This window comes from Zunongwangia sp. HRR-M8 (genome assembly GCF_027594405.1).
Taxonomy (GTDB): Bacteria; Bacteroidota; Bacteroidia; order Flavobacteriales; family Flavobacteriaceae; genus Zunongwangia.
In genome coordinates this window covers 2,152,325-2,172,913 of record NZ_CP115161.1, presented here as the reverse complement: position 1 = coordinate 2,172,913, position 20,589 = coordinate 2,152,325, and the positions used below count along the sequence as shown (strand labels likewise).

The 20,589-nt window shown below is 34.4% G+C and carries 18 protein-coding genes and 1 riboswitch; of the genes, 10 read left to right on the top strand and 8 right to left on the bottom strand.

The window, feature by feature from the left end:
• Window positions 1-66 precede the first annotated feature (66 nt).
• A riboswitch (cobalamin riboswitch) is annotated at window positions 67-296 on the top strand.
• 32 nt (window positions 297-328) lie between these two features.
• Together PBT89_RS09400 and PBT89_RS09395 are read left to right on the top strand one after the other, a co-directional pair.
• Complete coding sequence (locus PBT89_RS09400; RefSeq protein WP_270061670.1) at window positions 329-2,164, top strand: TonB-dependent receptor plug domain-containing protein; 1,836 nt, start codon at window positions 329-331, stop codon at window positions 2,162-2,164.
• A gap of 16 nt (window positions 2,165-2,180) precedes the next feature.
• Window positions 2,181-3,293 carry a YncE family protein gene (locus PBT89_RS09395; protein ID WP_270061669.1) on the top strand — a complete coding sequence of 371 codons (1,113 nt, stop codon included), beginning with the start codon at window positions 2,181-2,183 and terminating at the stop codon, window positions 3,291-3,293.
• Window positions 3,294-3,469: 176 nt separating this feature from the next.
• Here PBT89_RS09395 and PBT89_RS09390 read toward each other — a convergent pair whose 3' ends face one another.
• Entirely contained in the window at window positions 3,470-4,912 is a 1,443-nt protein-coding gene (locus tag PBT89_RS09390; protein ID WP_270061668.1) for a S41 family peptidase, read from the bottom strand.
• Between the two features lie 126 nt (window positions 4,913-5,038).
• Here PBT89_RS09390 and PBT89_RS09385 point away from each other — a divergent pair, with 126 nt between their 5' ends.
• Genes PBT89_RS09385 through PBT89_RS09370 form a run of 4 tightly spaced genes read left to right on the top strand, consistent with a single transcriptional unit; the run spans window position 5,039 to window position 7,175 of the window.
• Window positions 5,039-5,548, top strand: coding sequence for an RNA polymerase sigma factor (locus tag PBT89_RS09385; RefSeq protein ID WP_270061667.1), 510 nt, complete (start codon window positions 5,039-5,041; stop codon window positions 5,546-5,548).
• Complete coding sequence (locus PBT89_RS09380; protein ID WP_270061666.1) at window positions 5,535-5,996, top strand: hypothetical protein; 462 nt, start codon at window positions 5,535-5,537, stop codon at window positions 5,994-5,996. Before PBT89_RS09385 ends, PBT89_RS09380 begins: the two co-directional genes overlap by 14 nt.
• A gap of 10 nt (window positions 5,997-6,006) precedes the next feature.
• Entirely contained in the window at window positions 6,007-6,537 is a 531-nt protein-coding gene (locus PBT89_RS09375; protein WP_270061665.1) for a DUF4252 domain-containing protein, read from the top strand.
• Between the two features lie 11 nt (window positions 6,538-6,548).
• Window positions 6,549-7,175: a DUF4252 domain-containing protein gene (locus PBT89_RS09370; protein WP_270061664.1), complete on the top strand. Its 627-nt coding sequence runs from the start codon at window positions 6,549-6,551 to the stop codon at window positions 7,173-7,175.
• Between the two features lie 62 nt (window positions 7,176-7,237).
• Here PBT89_RS09370 and PBT89_RS09365 read toward each other — a convergent pair whose 3' ends face one another.
• The 4 genes from PBT89_RS09365 to PBT89_RS09350 all read right to left on the bottom strand — a co-directional run bounded on the left by PBT89_RS09365 (window position 7,238) and on the right by PBT89_RS09350 (window position 13,342).
• Window positions 7,238-7,885 carry a helix-turn-helix domain-containing protein gene (locus PBT89_RS09365; protein WP_270061663.1) on the bottom strand — a complete coding sequence of 216 codons (648 nt, stop codon included), beginning with the start codon at window positions 7,883-7,885 and terminating at the stop codon, window positions 7,238-7,240.
• A 231-nt stretch (window positions 7,886-8,116) separates the two neighbouring features.
• Window positions 8,117-9,988 (bottom strand): mucoidy inhibitor MuiA family protein, encoded by a 1,872-nt coding sequence (locus tag PBT89_RS09360; protein WP_270061662.1) that lies wholly within the window; start codon window positions 9,986-9,988, stop codon window positions 8,117-8,119.
• A gap of 212 nt (window positions 9,989-10,200) precedes the next feature.
• The gene (locus tag PBT89_RS09355; protein WP_443089616.1) at window positions 10,201-11,979 is read right to left on the bottom strand and encodes a Xaa-Pro dipeptidyl-peptidase; all 1,779 of its coding nucleotides are present in this window, start codon (window positions 11,977-11,979) and stop codon (window positions 10,201-10,203) included.
• Between the two features lie 169 nt (window positions 11,980-12,148).
• Window positions 12,149-13,342, bottom strand: coding sequence for an MFS transporter (locus PBT89_RS09350; RefSeq protein WP_270061660.1), 1,194 nt, complete (start codon window positions 13,340-13,342; stop codon window positions 12,149-12,151).
• Between the two features lie 195 nt (window positions 13,343-13,537).
• Here PBT89_RS09350 and epsC point away from each other — a divergent pair, with 195 nt between their 5' ends.
• From epsC to PBT89_RS09335, 3 genes are all read left to right on the top strand, one after another.
• Window positions 13,538-14,332, top strand: a complete 795-nt coding sequence (gene epsC, locus PBT89_RS09345) for a serine O-acetyltransferase EpsC (protein ID WP_270061659.1) — start codon at window positions 13,538-13,540, stop codon at window positions 14,330-14,332.
• Window positions 14,325-15,212, top strand: coding sequence for a cysteine synthase CysM (cysM, locus tag PBT89_RS09340; protein ID WP_270061658.1), 888 nt, complete (start codon window positions 14,325-14,327; stop codon window positions 15,210-15,212). The genes epsC and cysM overlap by 8 nt, the downstream gene beginning before the upstream one ends.
• Before the next feature lie 95 nt (window positions 15,213-15,307).
• Entirely contained in the window at window positions 15,308-16,822 is a 1,515-nt protein-coding gene (locus tag PBT89_RS09335; protein WP_270061242.1) for a DEAD/DEAH box helicase, read from the top strand.
• 66 nt (window positions 16,823-16,888) lie between these two features.
• On the opposite strand, the gene PBT89_RS09330 is transcribed toward PBT89_RS09335, so the two are convergent.
• The gene (locus tag PBT89_RS09330; RefSeq protein ID WP_270061657.1) at window positions 16,889-17,644 is read right to left on the bottom strand and encodes a hypothetical protein; all 756 of its coding nucleotides are present in this window, start codon (window positions 17,642-17,644) and stop codon (window positions 16,889-16,891) included.
• Window positions 17,645-17,923: 279 nt separating this feature from the next.
• Between PBT89_RS09330 and PBT89_RS09325 the strand changes: the two genes are divergently transcribed.
• On the top strand, window positions 17,924-19,120 hold the full coding sequence (locus PBT89_RS09325; protein WP_270061650.1) for an IS256 family transposase: 1,197 nt from the start codon (window positions 17,924-17,926) through the stop codon (window positions 19,118-19,120).
• 105 nt (window positions 19,121-19,225) lie between these two features.
• On the opposite strand, the gene PBT89_RS09320 is transcribed toward PBT89_RS09325, so the two are convergent.
• Window positions 19,226-19,534: a hypothetical protein gene (locus PBT89_RS09320; RefSeq protein WP_270061656.1), complete on the bottom strand. Its 309-nt coding sequence runs from the start codon at window positions 19,532-19,534 to the stop codon at window positions 19,226-19,228.
• Window positions 19,535-19,674: 140 nt separating this feature from the next.
• On the bottom strand, window positions 19,675-20,511 hold the full coding sequence (locus PBT89_RS09315) for an OmpA/MotB family protein (RefSeq protein WP_270061442.1): 837 nt from the start codon (window positions 20,509-20,511) through the stop codon (window positions 19,675-19,677).
• Window positions 20,512-20,589: the final 78 nt, after the last annotated feature.

The window sequence follows — 20,589 nt, the reverse complement described above, 5'->3', positions numbered from 1 at the left end:
ATTGGATTTTGACTTCAAAAGTAATATTATTTAGAAATTAAGATGCTTTAGAACAGGAAATGATTAAATTCGCACCGAAATTTTGGTTCGGCATTGCCGATTAAAAGGGAATCAGGAAAAGCTAAAATAGTTTTTTAAAACGCAGATTTTTAGTTAAAACCTGAGCTGTTCCCGCAACTGTAAGCTTTGTTCCTTTTAGGAATGCTTGTAATAAACTTCAAAACCACTGTCTTTTAAGATGGGAAGGTAATTTACAAGACGCTAGCCAGGAGACCTGCCAGAGCATAATAAAAAACGGATTGACTTTCGGGATAAAAGTCGCTGGTGTATGGAGAATAAACTACTTTTTTTAATTGTAGCCTTAGGGCTTTTTACGTCTAAAATTTTTTCTCAAACCGATAATATTACGGTTTTAGATACAGTTTTGTTAAGTGACGATAAACTCGAAAAATTTTCGACGGGGCAGCATATTACATCATTATCAGATTCGCTTCTTACAAGAAATAATCCATTACTTACCGAGGTTTTAAGCTTTAACACTCCAATTTATTTTAAAGAAAACGGTCTCGGGATGGTTTCATCACCATCGTTTAGAGGAACTTCAGCTTCACAAACCGCGGTGATCTGGAATGGGATTAATATTAATTCTCAGTTTAATGGTCAATTAGACTTTAATACAGTAAATAGTGGTGCTTACGATCAAATATCGGTACGTGGTGGCGGTGGTAGCGTTGTTTACGGTACGGGCGCGATTGGCGGAAGTGTACATTTAAACAATAGTTTATCCTTCAAAAAACAACAGGAACATCATCTTTTACTGCGTTACGGTAGTTTTAATACATTAGATACTCGTTATACTTTTAAAGTATCCAATCGAAAATGGAGTCTTAATCTTGCGGTTTCCAGAAATAGTAGTGATAATGACTATGATTATCCCAATGATCGCGGTAAGAATCTAAATGGAGAATTTTATAATACTTCAGCCAATGTCACGCTGGGATATCACTTCAATTCAAAAAATACATTGAAACTTATTAGTGAAGTTTACGACGGTGAACGTCATTTTTCGCTTATTCGACCTTCAGAAAACCGTACTAAATACATCGATCGTTCTTATCGAAATCTGTTAGAATGGAATAGTGAATTTTCGAATTTTACTCAGATTACTAGGTTAGCATTTATAGAGGAAAAATATCAATATTACGGAAATATCAATAGTGATAATTTTACCTTCGGAAATGCACAAAGTTATATTGCAAAATATGATCTAGCCTATGAAGCTTCAAAAAATATTCTGTTTAATACAGTGATCCAGAATACCTATACTGAAGGCGAGGGCAGTAGCATTGCAGAAAATAAACGTAATATTTTTTCAGCAGCAGTTTTAATGAAGCATAGTCTTACTAAAAAACTGAAGTACGAAATTGGCTTGCGAAAAGAAGCAACGGAAAATTATGATAGTCCGCTTTTATTTTCTTTTGGAGCCGATTATAGATTTAGTGATTTTTATACCTTAAAATTTAATGGATCCCGAAATTTTAGAATTCCAACCTATAACGACTTGTATTGGGCATCTGCTGGAAATCCAGATTTAAATCCAGAAACCTCAAATCAGGCAGAAATAGGGAATGTTTTCAGTATCAAAAATTTTGAGTTAGGGCTTACTTTATTTTACAATCAAGTAGAAAATATGATTCGTTGGTTGCCGGGAGCAGATGGAGTTTGGCGACCGATGAACGAAGATAAAGTAGAGATTTACGGAGTTGAATCATACATTAATTGGAGAAAGAAATTCTCGAGAAATCAAATCGTAGAGGTCAATTTCAATTATGCTTATAATGTTTCAGAAAATGCTGAAAACAACCGCCAGTTGATTTATGTTCCCTTTCATAAAATAAATGGAAACATAACCTACCAAATTCATCGTTTTACGCCCTCTATTCAGTTTTTACATAACGGAAAAGTTTTTACCAGAACCGATCATAGTGATGAACTCGATGGTTATTTTTTAACCAATCTCGGACTTTCTTACGCGATTGATAAAAGGCAGCATTGGCAGTTAGGCGGAAAAGTAAACAACCTATTTAATAAGGAATATCAAAATGTAGAAAACCGGTGGATGCCGGGAGTTAATTTTAATATGTATCTAAATTTTAAATTTTAATAGTCAACCAATGAAAATGAAAAAAATTTTAGTCTTTGGAGCCATTGCTGGTTCTTTATTTTTTAGCTCGTGTAGCAGTGATGATGATTTTATTGTCGGTAGCGGTAATGATAATGAAGAGCCTGTGGAAGAACCTGAAGAGCCTGTGGAAGAACCTGAAGAACCTGTGGAAGAACCTGAAGAACCAGAAACTCTCCCTTATGAAGATGGTGTAATTGTTTTAAACGAAGGGAACATGGCTGCTGGATCTGTTTCGTTCTTAAATGAAGATTTATCCACTGTTGAAAATAATATTTTTAAAACAGTAAATCCTGATTTGGAACTAGGTGGTTATTTACAGTCTATTTTTTTTGATGGAGATTTAGCCTATATTATCTCTAATGCTTCTAATATAATTACTGTAGTTAATCGCGAGACTTTTGAATATAAAGGTGTGGTGGATAGCGGTTTAAATGTTCCTTATTACGGAGCGGTATATAACGGAAAAGCCTATGTTTCTAACCTTGCAGATTTTAATACCGGTGAGGATGACTTTATTGCGGTAATCGATCTGGAGACATTAGAAGTAGAAGAAACAATTGTAGCAGGAACTTATCTTGATGGGATTGAGGAAGAAAATGGACTTATTTACGTACAGGGATCTTCTTTTGGTAATGGAAATTCAATTCATGTTTTTGATCCGGCCACTAATTCTATAAGCAATACATTTACTACTAATGCCGGTTTAAATTCTTTTGAAATTGAAGATGATCATCTTTATGCTTTATCAAAAACTGAACTTCAGGTATTTGATTTGAATACTAATGAAGAAATAAGAACTATAGATTTCCCAGAAGAAATTACAAGTGCTCAAAATCTAGTGATTGAAGATGATACGATTTATTTTACAGCGGTCGGGGCCGTTTATTCGATGGCAAAGGATGCAATCGATTTGCCTGAGACTAGTTTGTTTAGTTTAGATGGAGTAACAACTCTATACGCATTTGATGTTGAAGATGATATGATCTGGACTGGAGATGCTAAAGATTATGTTTCAGGAGGTGCAGTAAGAGTATATTCTTTATCCGGAGATATGATGCATGAATTTAATGTTGGCTTAATACCTAATAGCTTCTATTTTAACGATTAACCTTTTTTGTACCAAATATTGAGAAAACTTTAATAATCTATATAGAATTATAATAAAAAGTTTTCGTTTTAAAATAGTATCTATAATTAGCGAAAGCTGATAAGATACTATCACCTATGAAAAAGCCCCGGATATCCGGGGCTTTTATTATTATAAGAGGGAAATCTATCAGCTAATCAATTGTTGCTCCTTATACGCGGAACTTTATCGATATACATTCTTTTATAATCAGGTTTTGAAGCACCACGTTCTTTAAATTCCTGATAATTTATCTGCATTTTTTTAGCTGCAAAAGATTGCGCTTGTGAATTTCCAGTAATCTTGGCAATGGCTGCGGCTAAAAGTGGCTCAGATGGATCGCCAAGAATGCCAAAATTATCTAGTTCTTCAGCAATTTCTACATCTGGATCTATACCAGTGTATGGAACCACAATATCATTTGCATTTACAGATTCGTAAACTAAAGGTTGTATGGCATAGGTGTGATTAGGACTTGCATTTTGTCTTGAAAAATCTTCTGAATCATACAAAGTTACCGAAGCTTGCGACTTCCCTGTAGTTCTAGTGCCTATAGTTACAACATTTATGTATGGTTTTAATCCATTAATTACTAATTCGCTAGCAGAAGCTGTGCTAGAAGTTCCTATAACATATAGATTACCTAAATTCAATTTATTGATAGGTATATTATTGTCGATTTTATCTGTAAAATAATCAAACAGACGATCTGGATTAGTAGCTAAAAAGTAATTTTGATAACTGTCGTTCCATTGTTGCTTTGCAAAAATTTTACCGGTATTAGAGCCTGTTATCATACTTGCTAAACGGGTCGCCGAGCTAACGCGGCCACCGCCGTTGTATCTTAAATCTAAAACTAAATCATCAATATTCTCCGATTTAAAATAAGCGAAAGCATCATTAAGCTCATCATCAAAATCGGCAACAAAACTATTGTACATTAAATAGCCAATTTTTTTACCGTCTGTTTCTATAACCTTTTGCAGTAGAATAGGATTTTCTGTTATTTGAGAAGCAGCTATGGTCACTTCTTCTCCTGTCTCCTCAATAGTATTGCCATTAATCTTCGCTAAAGAAAATGTTACAGAAGGACTTGCCAGAAGCGATTGATAGTTACTTAGGTTTAAAGGTTCTCCATTTATCTGCATAAATAAATCTCCTCTGTCTATTCCCATATCTTCAGCATTACTACCCGGCACAATATATCGTACAATTCCAACCAGATCGTTAGAATTTAAAAGATATAGCCTATAATCTACACCAGTAGTCTTAGAAATACCGCTAAAACTATTTTCTAGCTCAATATAATCATCAGTAAGAAAACTAAATCTGTCTAAAGGAACTGTTAGGCTGTCAAATAGTTCTTCAGGACTTTTCATACTTTTTAGATAATCCTCATAATTTTTATTATTGGTAAAATAATCATCAGCCAATTGAGGAATACCGGGCTTGTAAAGGTAAATCTCATTCATACCACGATAAATGAAATCTGCGATTTCCAGATATTGTGGATCTCTAATTTCATCGTCCATATCATCAGCACAAGAGATAAATAAAATACTACAAAGTAATGATGATATAAGTAAGCTTCTTTTTTTCATATAAAATTTTTTAAGTAGGTAAAGTACTAAAATACTTTAAATTAAAGTAAATGAATTTTTTTTGTAACAAAATAAATAGTTGTCCGTCGTAAGTATGAAAGGGTAGTTAAAACCAACCATCAATTCATGAAAGAACGAACATTTTTAAATATTATCAACCCTTTTAAGGATAAGATTTATCGTTTGGCGCTAAGATTGCTTACATCTAAAGAAGCGGCACAGGATGCTACTCAGGATGTAATTATTAAACTTTGGAACCAGCAGGATAAAATAAATGATTATGCCAACATAGAGGCGTTTGCAATGACGGTTACCAAGAATTATTGTTATGATCAATTAAAGCTTAAGCAAAACAATAATCTTAGGATAGTACACACTAATTATGATAATAACGAAATCTCTGGCCAACGGCAATTAGAACTGAAAGATGAAATGCAATGGATAAACGAAATTTTAAAAAGTTTACCTGAACAACAGCAAGTGATTTTTCAACTAAGAGATGTTGAGCAATATGAGTTTGAGGAGATTTGTAAAATAATGAAAATGAAAAACACCGCTGTGAGAGTCGCACTTTCACGCGCAAGAAAAAAAATAAAAGAAAGCCTTATAAAACAACACAGCTATGGAATTGGATAGAATAGACATGCTTCTAAAAAAGTATGATGCAGCAGAAACGAGCTTGGCAGAAGAAAAAGAACTTCAGGATTATTTTGATAGTGAAGCAGTAGATGCGCGGCACCGGCCTTACAAAATAATGTTTAGTTTTTCAGCTTTTAACAGGAAGGAAACTTCAGGTGAAATACTCCAATTAAAACCGGAGAAACGGAAGACGAAACTAAGGCCACAATCATGGATGTATGCTGCGGCGATGATTGCACTTATCTTCAGTATATTTTTCTTTCAGAATAAGGATTCTGAATTGAATTCAGAAAATATGGGCCAATTATCTCAGGAAGAAATAACCTACAGGAAAACCAAACAAACGCTGCAAATGATTTCAAATTTAATGAATGAGGGTAAACAAGATTTAAAGTATTTAAAGGAGTTTAGTAACCCTACAGAAAAAATAATCAATAACAAATAACGAACAGAAAATGAAACGAATAATAGCAATTATAGCCCTTTTTATGGCTCCGTTTTTAGCACAATCACAGGATTTTGCGAAGTATGAAAACATGAAAGATGTCGATGCGATGGTTATGACCAGTAAGATGTTTAAAATGTTATCTAAAGTAGATCTTAGCGAGGGCGATCCCGAAGCTAAAAAATACATGGAAATGATCGAGAATCTTAGTGAGATAAGATTATACAAAACCAACTCATCTTCTATAAGAAGCCAGATGTCTAAAGATTTCGACTCGTATTTAACTAAAGGCTCTTTGGACGAACTTATGCGAATTAAAGATTCTGGTAAAAACATTAAATTTTACTCAAAATCAGACGGAAAGAATGATGATATTGTAAAAGAACTTTTAATGTTTATGGATGGTGATGACGAGGGTAAGCCAATTTCAGTAATCTTAAGGATTACCGGTCAAATCGATCTAACACAGCTTTCTAAATTAACTTCAGATCTTAATGTTCCCGGGGCAGATCAATTAAAAAACGCAAAATCTAAGAACTAAAATTAAAAATTATGAAAATCATCAAAACCATCAGTTTTGCGGCAATATCTCTTTTAATGTTAGCCTGCAATAACGAAAAGACACTACAGCAATATTACGTAGAAAATCAAGAAGATAGCAAGTTTATCGCTATTGATATCCCAACCAGCTTGTTTGCCAATATGGATAATTTGGACTCGGAACAGCGCGAAACTTTGGAAAGTGTGCGAAAAATAAATGTTCTGGCTTATCCTTTAAATGACGAAAATGATACGTTTGTTGCTGAAAAAGCTGAATTAGAAGAAATTTTTAGCAATGATGAATATCAATTGCTTATGAAGTACGGAAGCAATGAAAGAAAAGGGGCACTTTATTTTACAGGAAAAGACGACGCGATAGACGAAATCGTAGCATTTGGTTATGATAATGGACGTGGAATGGGAGTTGCAAGAATCTTAGGTAATAATATGAATCCCCAAAAAATCATGGAGCTCATAAAATCTTTGGATTCTGAAGATATCAATGTCGATGGATTAAAAGGAATCGCCGGAATGATGGGAGGACATTCAGATAAAATAAAAGTTTCGAAGGATTCTACAACGGTAAAATCTGGTATTTCGATCGATGTTGAAGTAGATACATTATCTACAGAAAATTAGTTTACTGTTTTAATTTAGTTGAAAAAAAGGGAATGCAACTGCATTCCCTTTTTCTATTTTGGTTATTTAATAAAGTTTATTTTTAAAAAAGATCTTAATTTTTCTTTAGAGTGAACTTTAAATGTATTGATTAATATTAGAAATACGTTTAATAAAATAATTCCTCCCCAAATATAATTATTATTGATATCTAGGCTTGAATCATAGGAATCAAACTTCAAAAATTGCATTAGGGGAGGTAGTAAGAATTTGAATAGAATATCATTAATAAAGAAATTAGCTAAAAATGCAAAAATAGTCCAGGTAAGCTGAATATTAATAATTTTTTTAGAAAGCGCATCTATTCCTTCAATCTGGTCTTTCTTCCAAACCCACATGATAGCGGGTATAAAACAACTTAAAATTAAAAAGACGGGAAATGTAGTGCCGAACCAAAAGACAAAAATCAGTGAAGATAGCGCCGAAAGATTTAAAGCTTTAAGGTATTGTAAATCGCTAAGTGACTTCGTGTTTTTAGAAAGTTTTTCAATAGGAATTTTTAAAGCCTCAGCCACTTTTTTAAGAGAATCTGCATTTGGCATACTATCATTATTTTCCATACGCTGGATCGTACGAACACTTAATCCCGAATGTTCAGCGAGTGCTTCCTGAGAAAAACCTTTTTGGATTCTGAAGTTTTTAATACGGCTTGATAAATTTTGATTTTCCATAATGCTCGATTTTGATTGATTAAAAATTAACTCGATCATGAATACAAATTTACCAGTCAAATTCACGAAACCGCTGGTCATTTTCACGACAACTAACCGTCAACTTTATGTAATCTTTATTACAAATGGCTTATTCTTAATTAGTTTATAACTTATGTTTTCTATTTTGGTGTAGTTATTTTTATTAATCTAAAAACTGATAGTTTACTAAAACCAACAACATTTAAGATCTTATTCCAAAATTAAATTTCTGTTTTTAGAGTACTTTACAGAATATTCCAGATTGAATTTTATTTCTCGGGATGGATCGAGATTAAATTCCCATTTAATTTCGCCATTTTCTTTGTTCAATTTAGCATTTGATAATTGCTCGATTTCAACTGAAATATCTTCAGTAGTAGAAACAGGAATTTGATCCAGCACAATCATATTGATAGCTTCGTTCTTATTGTTTTTTACTGTAATTTCCCATTCTTTGATCTTTTCTCGCTTGTTACCTATAAACTGCTTTTCAGTAAAATCATTTAATTTTTCACGATTAACAGATACTTTTTTATCCGTTCCCAAAGAAACTTCTAGAGTATCGGTTATATATCGTACATCCATTAGTGATTTACCAATATAAGTGCCTTCAAAAAAGATATTAGCTTCTCCTTCTAGAAGATTATATTTTTCCCAATCTGTAATATTGGCGATTAGAAAAGCTTCTTTTTTTATCTTCGGAACTGCGTAATATTGATATTGTGCCGGTAATTCGTAAGCCGTCATTTCTACCACATAGTTTTTATTATCAGATTTGATGGTATATGGTGTTTCAATTTCAAAATCTACAGTGGTTTGATTTTCTGTCTGAACGCTTGGTACGGGTAAACTTTTCTTTTTACTTTTTGAACCTATAGAAACACCATTGGCTCTTCCGACAAGTGCTTCTGCAGTGCTCTTATTTTTTCCGCCATAACCCACAACAACAACTTCCTCTAAAGCATTAGTATCTTCTTGTAAAACAACATCAATTTTGTTTCGATTAGCTCGTCGAACCTGATTTTTAAAGCCGATAAAAGAGAACTCCAAATTACTTTCCTGGTCTGGGATTGTGATTGAATAGTGACCATCAAAATCTGTAACAGTACCAATCGTAGTTCCTGCAATTACGACGTTTACTCCTGGTAGCGCTTCACCTTGCGGATCAACAACTTTACCTTCTACTGTATTGTTAGTAAGATTATAGGAGGGAGGTAAGGTATTGTAATCTAAATAATAGGTTTGTAACTTAGGAGCCATGCCTGAATTGGATGGATTAGCCGAAGAAAATTTTAATTTTACGTTATTCCAATCGATTTTGGTGTCTTGTTTTACGTTTGCTTTATAGGCAAGAGTAATTGGGTTATTAATATTTAAAGCTCTAATGTCGTAAGAAGGAAACCATCCTGCATTCCCTACAATATAGTTTAATTCGACAGGAAAAGAAGTGCTTTGTTTTGCATCGATTTTTACTAATATTTCGCCATTAGGATAATCTTTTTTGCTATTAATGCTCGTAATCTGTCTTTCAACTTTTGTTCTTTCAACCGTAAGTTCTTCAATAGTTCTTTTTCTATTGAGCTCATTTAGCATCAACTCAGTTAGCTTTTTTCCGTAGAAATCTGCCGTTTGTTGTAGATTGGCAACATTTACCTGTTCATTTTTACCAACAACATTTTTGTTTTCCTTTAGAAAGGCAATTTCTTCCTGGATTACAGTTAAATATGTTCTTTCAACTTCTATTTTTTGAACGATTTTATCGAGTTCAGCTTCTAGAGTTTTTAATTCTGAAGATTTTTCCAATTCATTTAAATAATCTTGTTGATGATTTACCGCGAGAACTGTTATGTTTCCTTCGGCTTTTACCTGAAGACTTTTTCCATCGATAAACGGAGATAGATCGGTAAATTTTAAAACTGTAATTCCACTATTTACAGAAACATTCTTTTTTCTGGTAATCTGGGCGCCATCAAGAAATACAGTGACTTCGCTAACTTCAGTAGCGATTTCTTTTTCATTGATGGTTTGTGCGTTAAATGTGGAGGTGGTTAAGACAATTAAAAGTAAAATTATTTTTCTCATAATTAAGAGCAGATTATCGATCCAAAATTAGATTTACAGGAAAGATAATTAAAAATAGATCACATAACTCTTGAAGATAAAATAGAAGTTATAAAAATATTTAAAAATGAATAGTTATTACTGAGATTGTAGTCTTATCCAATAGTTTATTCATTTTAAAGCAAAAAAAAATCGGCCAGAAAATACTAGCCGATTTTATATAATATTGATTGTTATTTTATAGCCTTTTTAATTGCTTCTTCACCGCCAACGACAGGGATACTAATCGAGGTTTCGTCTAAATCTATTGTAAGCTCGGTGCCTGGTTCTGGATGTAACGTAAAATTCTTGTCGCTAGAAAAAATCATTAAACCTATTTGCTGTCCTTTTGGAATAATTTGATCGTCTGGAATTAAATCGAACTTCAGCTTGTAGAATTTACCTGGTTTTAGAGGTTCACTTTCGCTAATCGATTTGTGATTTTGTGGATCGGCCCAACCGCGTGTAATAATGTTATCGGTTATTTTAGAATTTCGACCGTCTGTCCACGGTAAAGAAACCATCCAAACCGAAAGATTGGCTGCCGGTTTACTACTAGATAATTTTATATTTATTGTCGAAATTCCTGAAAGATGAAGATCTTCTTTTAAAGTAGGTGTAACGAAAAGCAATCGATTATTGGTATATTCAGCTTGCGCTAGTGTTTCTCCGCTAAAAGAATAATTATCAACTAAAGTTTCTTTTCCTTGATTACTTTGTTTTTCTAGAGTAAGACCGCCCGTTGTCGGCGCACCTTTAGTTAGATACATCGTAATTTTCTTAGCCTCAGGATTTGGATAATCTTTATAAGGTGTTGGATTATTCGGGGCATCATTTTCTCTTACAATCCAAGCCTTAGGATCGTCTTCAACTCCATTTTCAATTCCGAATAAAAAATGAGTAAACCAACGATTCATCATACTTATTGGTGGAGGACCACCATGCCCGTTTTGGTGATAATAAATTTGTGTTGGTAATCCCATTTCTTCCGCTTTCTTATAAATACGGTAACTATGCTCTGGCATGACATTCCAGTCATTAAATCCGTGAGACATAAGTAATGCAGCTTTCATTGGTTCCATGTCGTTTAAATAATCACGGCCGGCCCAAAATTCATTATAATCGCCGGTAGCCCTATCGATATTATTCCGCATTTCTGTATCACGAATTGTCTTATTGCTGTAGGCTCTTTTAGATTCGTCTCCGCTATGAATAAAATCATAAAGAACATCGATATCTTCCCCAAGATAACCACCTGGAGATCTTACCAATCCATTAGAGCGATAATAATGATAATACGATGTATTTGGCGCTACAGGGATTATTGCTTCTAAGCCATCAACTCCGGTTGTAGCAGCGGCAAGTGGAATAGTTCCATTATAAGAAGTCCCCGTCATCCCTACTTTTCCGGTAGACCAGTAGGCTTTTACTTCTTCGTTTCCGGTACGTTCTTTATATCCTTTTGCGCGACCATTAAGCCAATCGATTACAGCTTTTGGAGCCAAAGATTCGTTGTCGCCTCCAACGGTTGGAGAACCATCAGATAATCCCGTTCCGGGAGACGAAGAATGAACTACGATATATCCTCTTGGAACCCAAGTTTTAATTTGTGAGTTTGAAATAATTGGACGCTCACCACGTCTTTCAACTTCAGGATGTACGCGTTCTTTTGGTTCTTCGCCAAGTTCGTGATTTACATCCCAAAAAATACCTTCAGCAAAACCTGCAGTTCCAGCGTAATATGGACTAGACTCGTAGATTACTGGAAGTTTTAAACCTTGGCTTTCGGTTTGCTCTGGTCGGGTAACATCAACATGCATACGATCGGGTTTACCGTCTCCATCGGTATCAAATTCGGTTTCTACCCAAAGATCATGACGTATCCATTTAGATTCATCTTCAAATTCAGGAACAATTTGGGCTTCTCCGTCTTTAAAAATAGGGGTAACTTTGGCTGTTTCTTGGGCAAGCATCACGTTTAAAACAAAACATGCAAACAAGAAAAGCGAGTTTTTTCTTATAATCATTTTAAAATAATTAATGAAGTTTAGGGATTAAATTTCAGATTTCGATAAATATAAACATTTCTGCTTATTTGTTTTTCTGAAGTTAATTGAATGAATTAAAATCTTCTTTGCAAAATCAAATGCTATTAATTCGTTGTGAATTTATATTAACTGACATTAACAGAATACTTAGTATCAAAAGAATAGCAGAAACTGAAAAATCGTTATCGATTAAAAATCCAACTATCAATGGTCCAAGAGCAGTACTAATTACCATAAACATGGTAAAAATACTTCGTATGGCGCCAAGATTTTCGGTTCCATAAACTTCAGCAATAATAGCGGTTTTTACCGTTCCTGAAATTCCTGTGGTAATCCCCGTCAAGATTAGAAATGCAAGTGCGCCTATGATGCTGTCCATAAAAGCAAAGGGTAAAAGACCAATATTAAGTGGAATTAGATAAAATCTGAATAGTTTTTTTGCGGTGTATTTATCCACCCAAACGCCACCAAATAATGAAAATACAAGTCGGGTTATGGCATAAGCCGTAAAAAATGAAGCGTAAAGTGTCGCCGACCATTCTTTTTGTTCCACGAAAATATATTGATAAAAAAACACTGCGGTATTGATAAAGCTTACTGCTAAAACCGCCGGCATTAGTATTCCAAATTTTTTATCGAAGATGATTTCTTTATAATTTTTAACCAGTTTTTTTGTGGTATTTCCTTTTATAGAAATCAGCTTATCATCAAAATGCTTAAGATTGGTGAATTTCAGTTTAACGAGGTATAATAATAACAAGACACCACTGCCAATCGCCGCAACTCGCCAGTTATAAAAAGCGATAATTGTTGTAATTAAAATAGGGAGAATAGCTTCGCCAATAGAAAATCCTAGCGAAGAAAAACTAAGTGCTTTTCCACGATTTTCATCAAATATTTTAGAAATTAATGTCATGCTTATATGCGTAAGCAAACCCTGACCAAATAGCCGCAATATGATTATGGCAATAATCAACGGAATAAAATAATAACTAAACCCCAGCAAAATAGTCGCAATGGCGAGTCCGGTAATACTAAAAGCGGTTACGGTTTTAGCCGGTTTATGATCTACAGTGTGGCCCACAGTTAACATTATTACTGATGCGGTAACCGTACAACCGGCGTAGATGGCGCCAAATGTACCTTCAGAAATAGAGAAGGCTTTTATAATTTCTGGTACGTAAAGAGAAATAAGAAACGTTTGTCCAAAACTAGATAAAAATGTAAGAATCCAGCCGAAGCTAAGTTTTCTAAAATTAGTGATGATAAATTTATAGAAATCCTTCAAACGCAGCGTTTTTACAAATATATAATTAAGAGTGCTTTAAATAAATCGCTGTAAAATTTTATTCAATTTCATTATCAAAAACTTTTATTTTGGCATAAAACCAATAAATCCCATAGGTTATTGTGAAAGCTTTATAATATTCTTCGACTATTGTAATCTTAATCCTTATTTTTGGTTTTAAATAGCAAACAAGTAATGAATCTGGAGACAGTAATCAAAGAAATAAAAAACCATAAGAAATTACCTAATCTTAAGTTCGAGATTAAGGAAAAAACGGAAGCTTTTACCAAACATTTATTTTACACGTTGTTTGATGAAGATACCGAGGTTGAAACAAACCTTAAAGCCTTAGAAGAAGAGTTTGAGGCACTTGCCGATCTTGTTTGCTGGAAACCAAATACGCCGTGTAGAAATATTTGGAAAGAGTATATTGAAAAGTTACCCGAGATTCTTCAGAAATTAAATGCTGATGCCCGGGCAATTGCAGAGAACGATCCCGCTGCAAATTCGGTAGAAGAAGTTTGTCTTTCTTATCCAGGTTTTTTTGCTATAGCCATTTATAGATTAAGTCACGAATTTTACAAATTTGGTTTGCCGTTAGTACCACGTTTAATGACCGAATGTGCCCATAATCTCACCGGTACAGATATTAATCCCGGAGCAAAAATTGGAGTTCCGTTTTTTATAGATCATGCTACAGGTGTAGTTATAGGAGAAACAGCGGTTATTAAGGATAATGTAAAGGTTTATCAAGGGGTTACGCTTGGAGCCTTGTATGTAGATCGAAATCTTCGCAAGGTAAAAAGACACCCTACGATAGAAGATAATGTTACTATTTATGCCAATGCAACTATTCTTGGCGGTGATACTGTAGTTGGTGCGAACAGCGTAATTGGTGGGAATGTATGGTTAACAAAATCTGTTCCCGCAAATTCTATGGTTTCTCATACACCACAAATTAATATTAAAAATACAGCTCAAAATGAGTAAGTCGATATTCAGACTAATAGGAAATACACCATTAGTAGAAGCCAGAACATTAGTAAACAATCCAAACGTTAAACTGTTTTTCAAGTTAGAGGGGCAAAACCCGGGTGGAAGCGTTAAAGATCGTGCAGCTTATAATATGATTAAAAGCGCTTTGGATCGCGGTGATATAGATGAAAAAACAAAGCTGATTGAAGCAACTAGTGGAAATACCGGTATTGCCCTAGCCATGATAGCGTCGATGTTTAAGCTGAAGATTGAATTAGTGATGCCTGAAAATGCTACTAAAGAGCGTGTGCAAACCATGCGAGCTTATGGCGCCAAAGTAACTTTAACCAGTGCTGAAAAAGGAATCGAAGGAAGTAGAGATTATGCAGAAGCTAAGGTAGCAAACGAAGCCTATTTTATGTTTAATCAGTTTAGTAATGATGATAACTGGAAGGCACATTATAAAACTACCGGTCCCGAAGTTTGGGAAGATACCGATCATAAGGTAACGCATTTTGTCTCTAGTATGGGAACTACGGGAACAATTATGGGAACTTCAACTTATCTTAAGGAGAAAAATAAAGCTATACAAATTGTAGGTGTGCAGCCTACAGACGATTCTAGTATTCCTGGGATTAGAAAATGGCCAAAAGCTTATCTTCCGAAGATATTCGATGAAACTAAGGTAGATCAGGTAATTGAAGTTAGCGAAAACGAAGCTCGGGAAATGACTAAACATTTGGCAAAAGAAGAAGGAATTTTTGCGGGGATGAGTAGTGGAGGAGCGACAGCAGCAGCCCTAAAATTATGTGATACGTTAGAAGAAGGTGTAGTGGTAAGCATCATTTGCGACCGTGGTGACCGATATTTATCTTCAGATTTATTTGAAAACTAATTAATTAAGTCTTAAATGTTGATTTATGCTCAGATAATTTCTATAAACCTGAAAAATGCGCTATTTTTGCAAAATTGCAGATTAAAACAGGGTTTATGGAAGTTTCAGATTTAGGAATTAGCGAAAAGAAGGTAGATAAGCAGTTATATGGATATCAACAAAACGATATCGATAAGATTTTTAGTGTAATAGATGAAAATCCAGAGCACTATAATCTTCTATATCAGTTACCAACCGGTGGAGGGAAAACTGTAATTTTTTCTGAAATTGTAAGAGAATACATTCAGCGAACAGAAAAGAAGGTACTAATTCTAACCCATAGAATCGAGCTATGTAAGCAAACTAATAAAATGCTTTCCGATTTTGGGGTTAAGAATAAAATTATAAACAGTAAGGTTAAAGAGCTACCAGATCAGCACGATTATATGTGTTTTGTGGCTATGGTAGAAACCTTAAATAACCGTCTTCATGATGATAAATTAGATCTTGAAGATATTGGGATGGTGATTATTGATGAGGCGCATTATAATAGTTTTAGAAAATTATTTAAGTTTTTTGAAAAATGCTTCATTCTTGGTGTAACTGCAACACCGCTTAGTTCTAACATCAAATTACCGATGAAGGATAATTACCGCGAATTAATCGTTGGTGATTCGATATCTTCATTAATAGAAAAAGGTTTCCTGGCCAGAGCTAACATTTATAGCTATAATGTAGGTTTATCTGCTTTAAAAGTAGGAATGAATGGTGATTATACCGTAAAATCTTCCGAAGAGCTGTATACGAATATGTCGATGCAGGAAAAGCTTTTAAATGCTTATCTAGAACGCTCTAAAGGAAAGAAAACCCTAATATTTAATAACGGTATAAATACTTCTATAGAGGTGTATTATACTTTTAAACAAGCGGGGTATAATATTCGGCATTTAGATAATACGACAAGCAAACAGGATCGTAAGGAAATTCTAAAGTGGTTTAAACATACACCAGATGCGATTGTAACTTCAGTAAGTATTCTAACTACAGGTTTTGATGAACCTACGGTAGATACTATTATCCTGAATCGTGCAACAAAATCGTTAACCCTTTATTTCCAAATGATTGGTCGTGGATCTAGGGTGCTTCCAGGAAAAAAGGAGTTTAGTGTTATCGATCTTGGTAATAATATGGCACGTTTTGGTCACTGGAGTTCACCAATAGATTGGAGACAAATCTTCCGTTCGCCAGATTTCTATTTTGAAAATCTATTGAGCGACGAAGAAATAGAACGTGAGTTTAAATATGAAATGCCACCAGAATTACGCGAGCAATTTGCAAATTCTGAAAGTGTCGATTTTGATGTAGAGGCAGCCTATGACGATGTTATTAAACGCGGACTTAAATCGAAAGCAGTATTGGAATGGTCTATAGAACAGCATGTAAAAATGTGTGTAGAAAATAGTGAAGATGTATTTGATGCAAGAATTTTGGCTAAAGAATTAAAAGCTGATATATCTTCCAGAATCAAGCAATATTCCTATTGTATTTCTAAAAGTACCAAGAACTATCGTGATTGGTTAGAAGAAGATTATTCCAGAAAGCTAAGAATGGCTATCAATAAAGAATTCTAAATTTGGATATAAAAAAAGAAAACCTCTTGTGAAAGCAAGAGGTTTTCTTTTTTGAACCATTAGCTGCTATCTATTTTCTTCGGAAATACGCTGCTCGTGAAATTCTTTTGCGGCTCGATGAAGTATGTCTATGAAATCTAGTTTCCTATTTTCTTGAAGCACCGCTGAGGTATAATTCTTCGTTGCCAGATAGTCGATAAAAAGATAATGCTGATGCTCTGGGATATTAAGATCTCCACTCAAAAATTCAGCATTAAACAAATTATTGGTTTCAAAGAGTTGGTGATAATCTTCAGGTGCTAAAACTTTTTCTTCTTCAGTAGTAACTTTTGTTTTTCCGTTTTTCTTAGATAATAGGCCTATAATTAATCGAGGTATTTCTAATAGATTTCCGTTACTGGGACGATAATCTAATGGATTATTTTTAATGCTGTATTGTATTCCTGCATTAAGTTCATCATCTAATTGATCTGGATCGGTTTTAAAACTTTTACCACTATTTATCTTTACTTCATCTAAAGTATTAAAGTTAAGTTCTACAACAACATTCTTATTGAAATCTGTTTTTTTTACAACTAATGTATATCTATTATAAGCAATAGAATTAAATAGAATACTGTCTCCAACCTTAGCTGAGATTTCAAAAAAACCTCTCTCGTTTGTTTCCGTATAAAATCCCTGGTTTTGATTTTTTATCTTGAAATTTGAAACGATGCCTTCACTATCATATAAGTAACCACTAACTTTTTGAGCATTAACGCTCAAATAAAAAATACCGAAAACTACTAATAATAATGTTTGAAGAGGTTTAATGGTTAGCATGGTAAAGCATAATTCAGGTTTATGATCATTGAAAGCTTGGGCAATAAGTAAATTCAGATTCCACAGATTGCATAAAAACTATATCGTATTGAAGATATTAGTAATTAGATGAATATAACGCCGATTTCAATTTTTTTATTGCTGAAGGAGATTCATGAAAATGAAAACAGCAGAAGGGACTATCTCAAAAACTGTGTAAGTAGAAAATATCGGGGTTTGCAAACCCCGATATTTTTTTAATCTTGCCTGTAATTTCAGGCCTCTAATATTTACACAGTAATGAAAAAAGAAGATTTATTTGACGATGATTTTTTAAAGCAGTTCAAATCCGGAGAAGAACTCAGTAATTTCCTAAAACAACTCCAAAAGCGTGGTCTGGAAAAAATGCTGGAAGGTGAGCTTGATGGTCACCTTGATTACGAGAAAAACCAGCGATCTAAAGAAGGTAATACCCGCAACGGCTATTCCCAGAAGAAGGTTCGCAGTTCCTATGGAGAAGATTCTATAAAGGTTCCAAGAGACAGGGACGGATCCTTTAATCCCATGATTGTTCCAAAGCGGCAGAATATGGTTGATGGAATCGAGAATGTAATTGTCTCTCTTTATGCCAAAGGAATGAGCAATAGTGATATCGAAGAACAGATCTCTGAAGTCTATGGTTTTGATGTTTCTACTTCCACCATATCCCGAATAACTGACCGGATTAGCAATGATATTGTCGCCTGGCAGAACCGCCCTTTAGAGCCGGTTTATCTTATTGTCTGGATGGATGGGATTGTGTTTAAGGTACGAGAGAACTCCAAGGTAGTCAACAAAACGATTTATATCGCAGTAGGTCTTAGGAGGGATGGAAAGAAAGAGGTTCTTGGCCTATGGCTGGGTAAGAATGAATCTGCGGCTTTTTGGATGAGCGTACTTACTGATATGAAAGCCCGTGGTGTGGAGGATATTCTGATCACCGCTACAGATAACCTGAATGGATTTACCGATACCATTAGAAACGTATTCCCGGAATCCAGAACGCAAATATGTGTAGTCCACCAGATCAGGAATGCTTGCAGGTATGTGGTCTGGAAAGATAAAAAAGCCTTTACAAAGGATATGAAGCTCATCTATGATGCTCCGACCAAACAGGCCGCAGAAGCTGCCCTAGAGGATTTTGCACGCAATTGGAATGACAAGTATTCCTATGCTATTAAAAGCTGGAGAGACAACTGGGAAGATCTTACAGTTTTCTATGAATTCCCACTCGAGATCAGGCGTATCATTTACACCACCAACCTGATTGAAAATTTAAACGGTAAGATCAGGAAGTACACCAAGAATAAATTATCCTTCCCAACAGATGATGCTGTTATGAAATCAGTATATTTGGCATTAAGGGAAGCCACAAAAAAGTGGACTATGCCGGTTAGAAACTGGGGAATTATCCTCAATCAGTTCTTAACTATATATGAAGAAAGGGTTCGACTTTAAGTAATAAAGCCAAACCCCCTTATTTAAAACTTACACACTTTACGGGATAGTGTCCAGCAGAACTTTCCGGTTCTGCTGTAGCTGAAATATTCAAGACCTATAAATCTAAATCATTTTATCGGAATTTTGGTGTTCCCTTTCTTTCTGATAGTCCGGTTTAGCGCCGCGCTTATTAAACTGTTTATTTTCTTCATCAGGAATATCATTACCGGTGCTGCTTGTATCTGCATCTTCTCTTCCCGGGATGTCCAGATCTTTTGCTGCAAAATCATTATTCGTTTGCTTATCATCTATTGCTGCGTTTTGGCCCTTATTCATGCTTCTTCCTTTTTCGTTAAGGGCTTGCTGATCGTCTTTAGTGATTTCAGGGTTGTAAGGTAATTCCTGATCTTTATTTTCCTTATTTGCGCTCATAATTTTTCTTTTCAATATAAAAAAATAGAGGCATAATGTTCAAAAATCAAACTTAAGCTTGATTTAAAAAACTCTTAAAACAAGGCATAAAAAAAGCGGAACTTAGATGTTCCGCTTTATAGTTTTTATTAGGTGCGATTTTAGATTTCCCCTTCAGAATCTAACATTGCGAAAAATTTATCAAGATTTGGTATTACCACAATTCTTGTTCTTCTATTCTTCGACATGTTTTCTTTAGAAGTGTTTTCAACTAAAGGTGAATAACTACTTCTTCCGGCAGCGATTAGCTTAGAACCATCTACATTATATTTATCCTGTAATTGTCTAACTACAGCTGTTGCACGGCGTACACTTAGATCCCAGTTATCTTCTAACCAAGAATCTTCTACCATTGTGCGATCATCGGTATGACCTTCTACCATTACTTCCATTGCCGGTTCACTATTAATCACTTCAGCAAGTTTTTTAAGTAGCGGTTGCGCATCTCTAGATAATCTGTAACTACCGCTTCTAAATAGTAATTTATCAGAAACATTGATCATTACTACTGTTTTATCTACGGTGATATCTACATCGTCGCCATCTTTACCTTCGGTAATTTGACTTTTTAAATTGTAAGAAATCGCAGCATTAATCGAATCTTCAATTGTCTCAACACCTTCTAATTGAGAAGCATCCATTTTTGCAATGGTTTTTCTCATTTGCTCTTTAGTTTTGTTAGACATTGCCGTTACATCGTTCAATTCTAATTTTTCGTCATTAGAAGAACGTAGCGAATTAATTTTTGCGTTATAATCGGCAACGCGCTCCTCTATAGCGGCATATTTATCTTCAATTTCTTCTTTTTCAACTCTCGTTTTTTGTAATGTGGTTTTAGTATCATTTAGTTCTCCTTCTAAAGCGACATACTTTTTCTTAGAAACACATGAGGCTAAAAGAGCCGTTGAAAAAATTGATACTGCTAAAGTCTTTCTCATCATTTTTTAAATTTTTTAGTGGTTATAGTTTAATAAAAGAGTCTTTCTAAAATCATTTCTACTATTAAGGCATTTTAG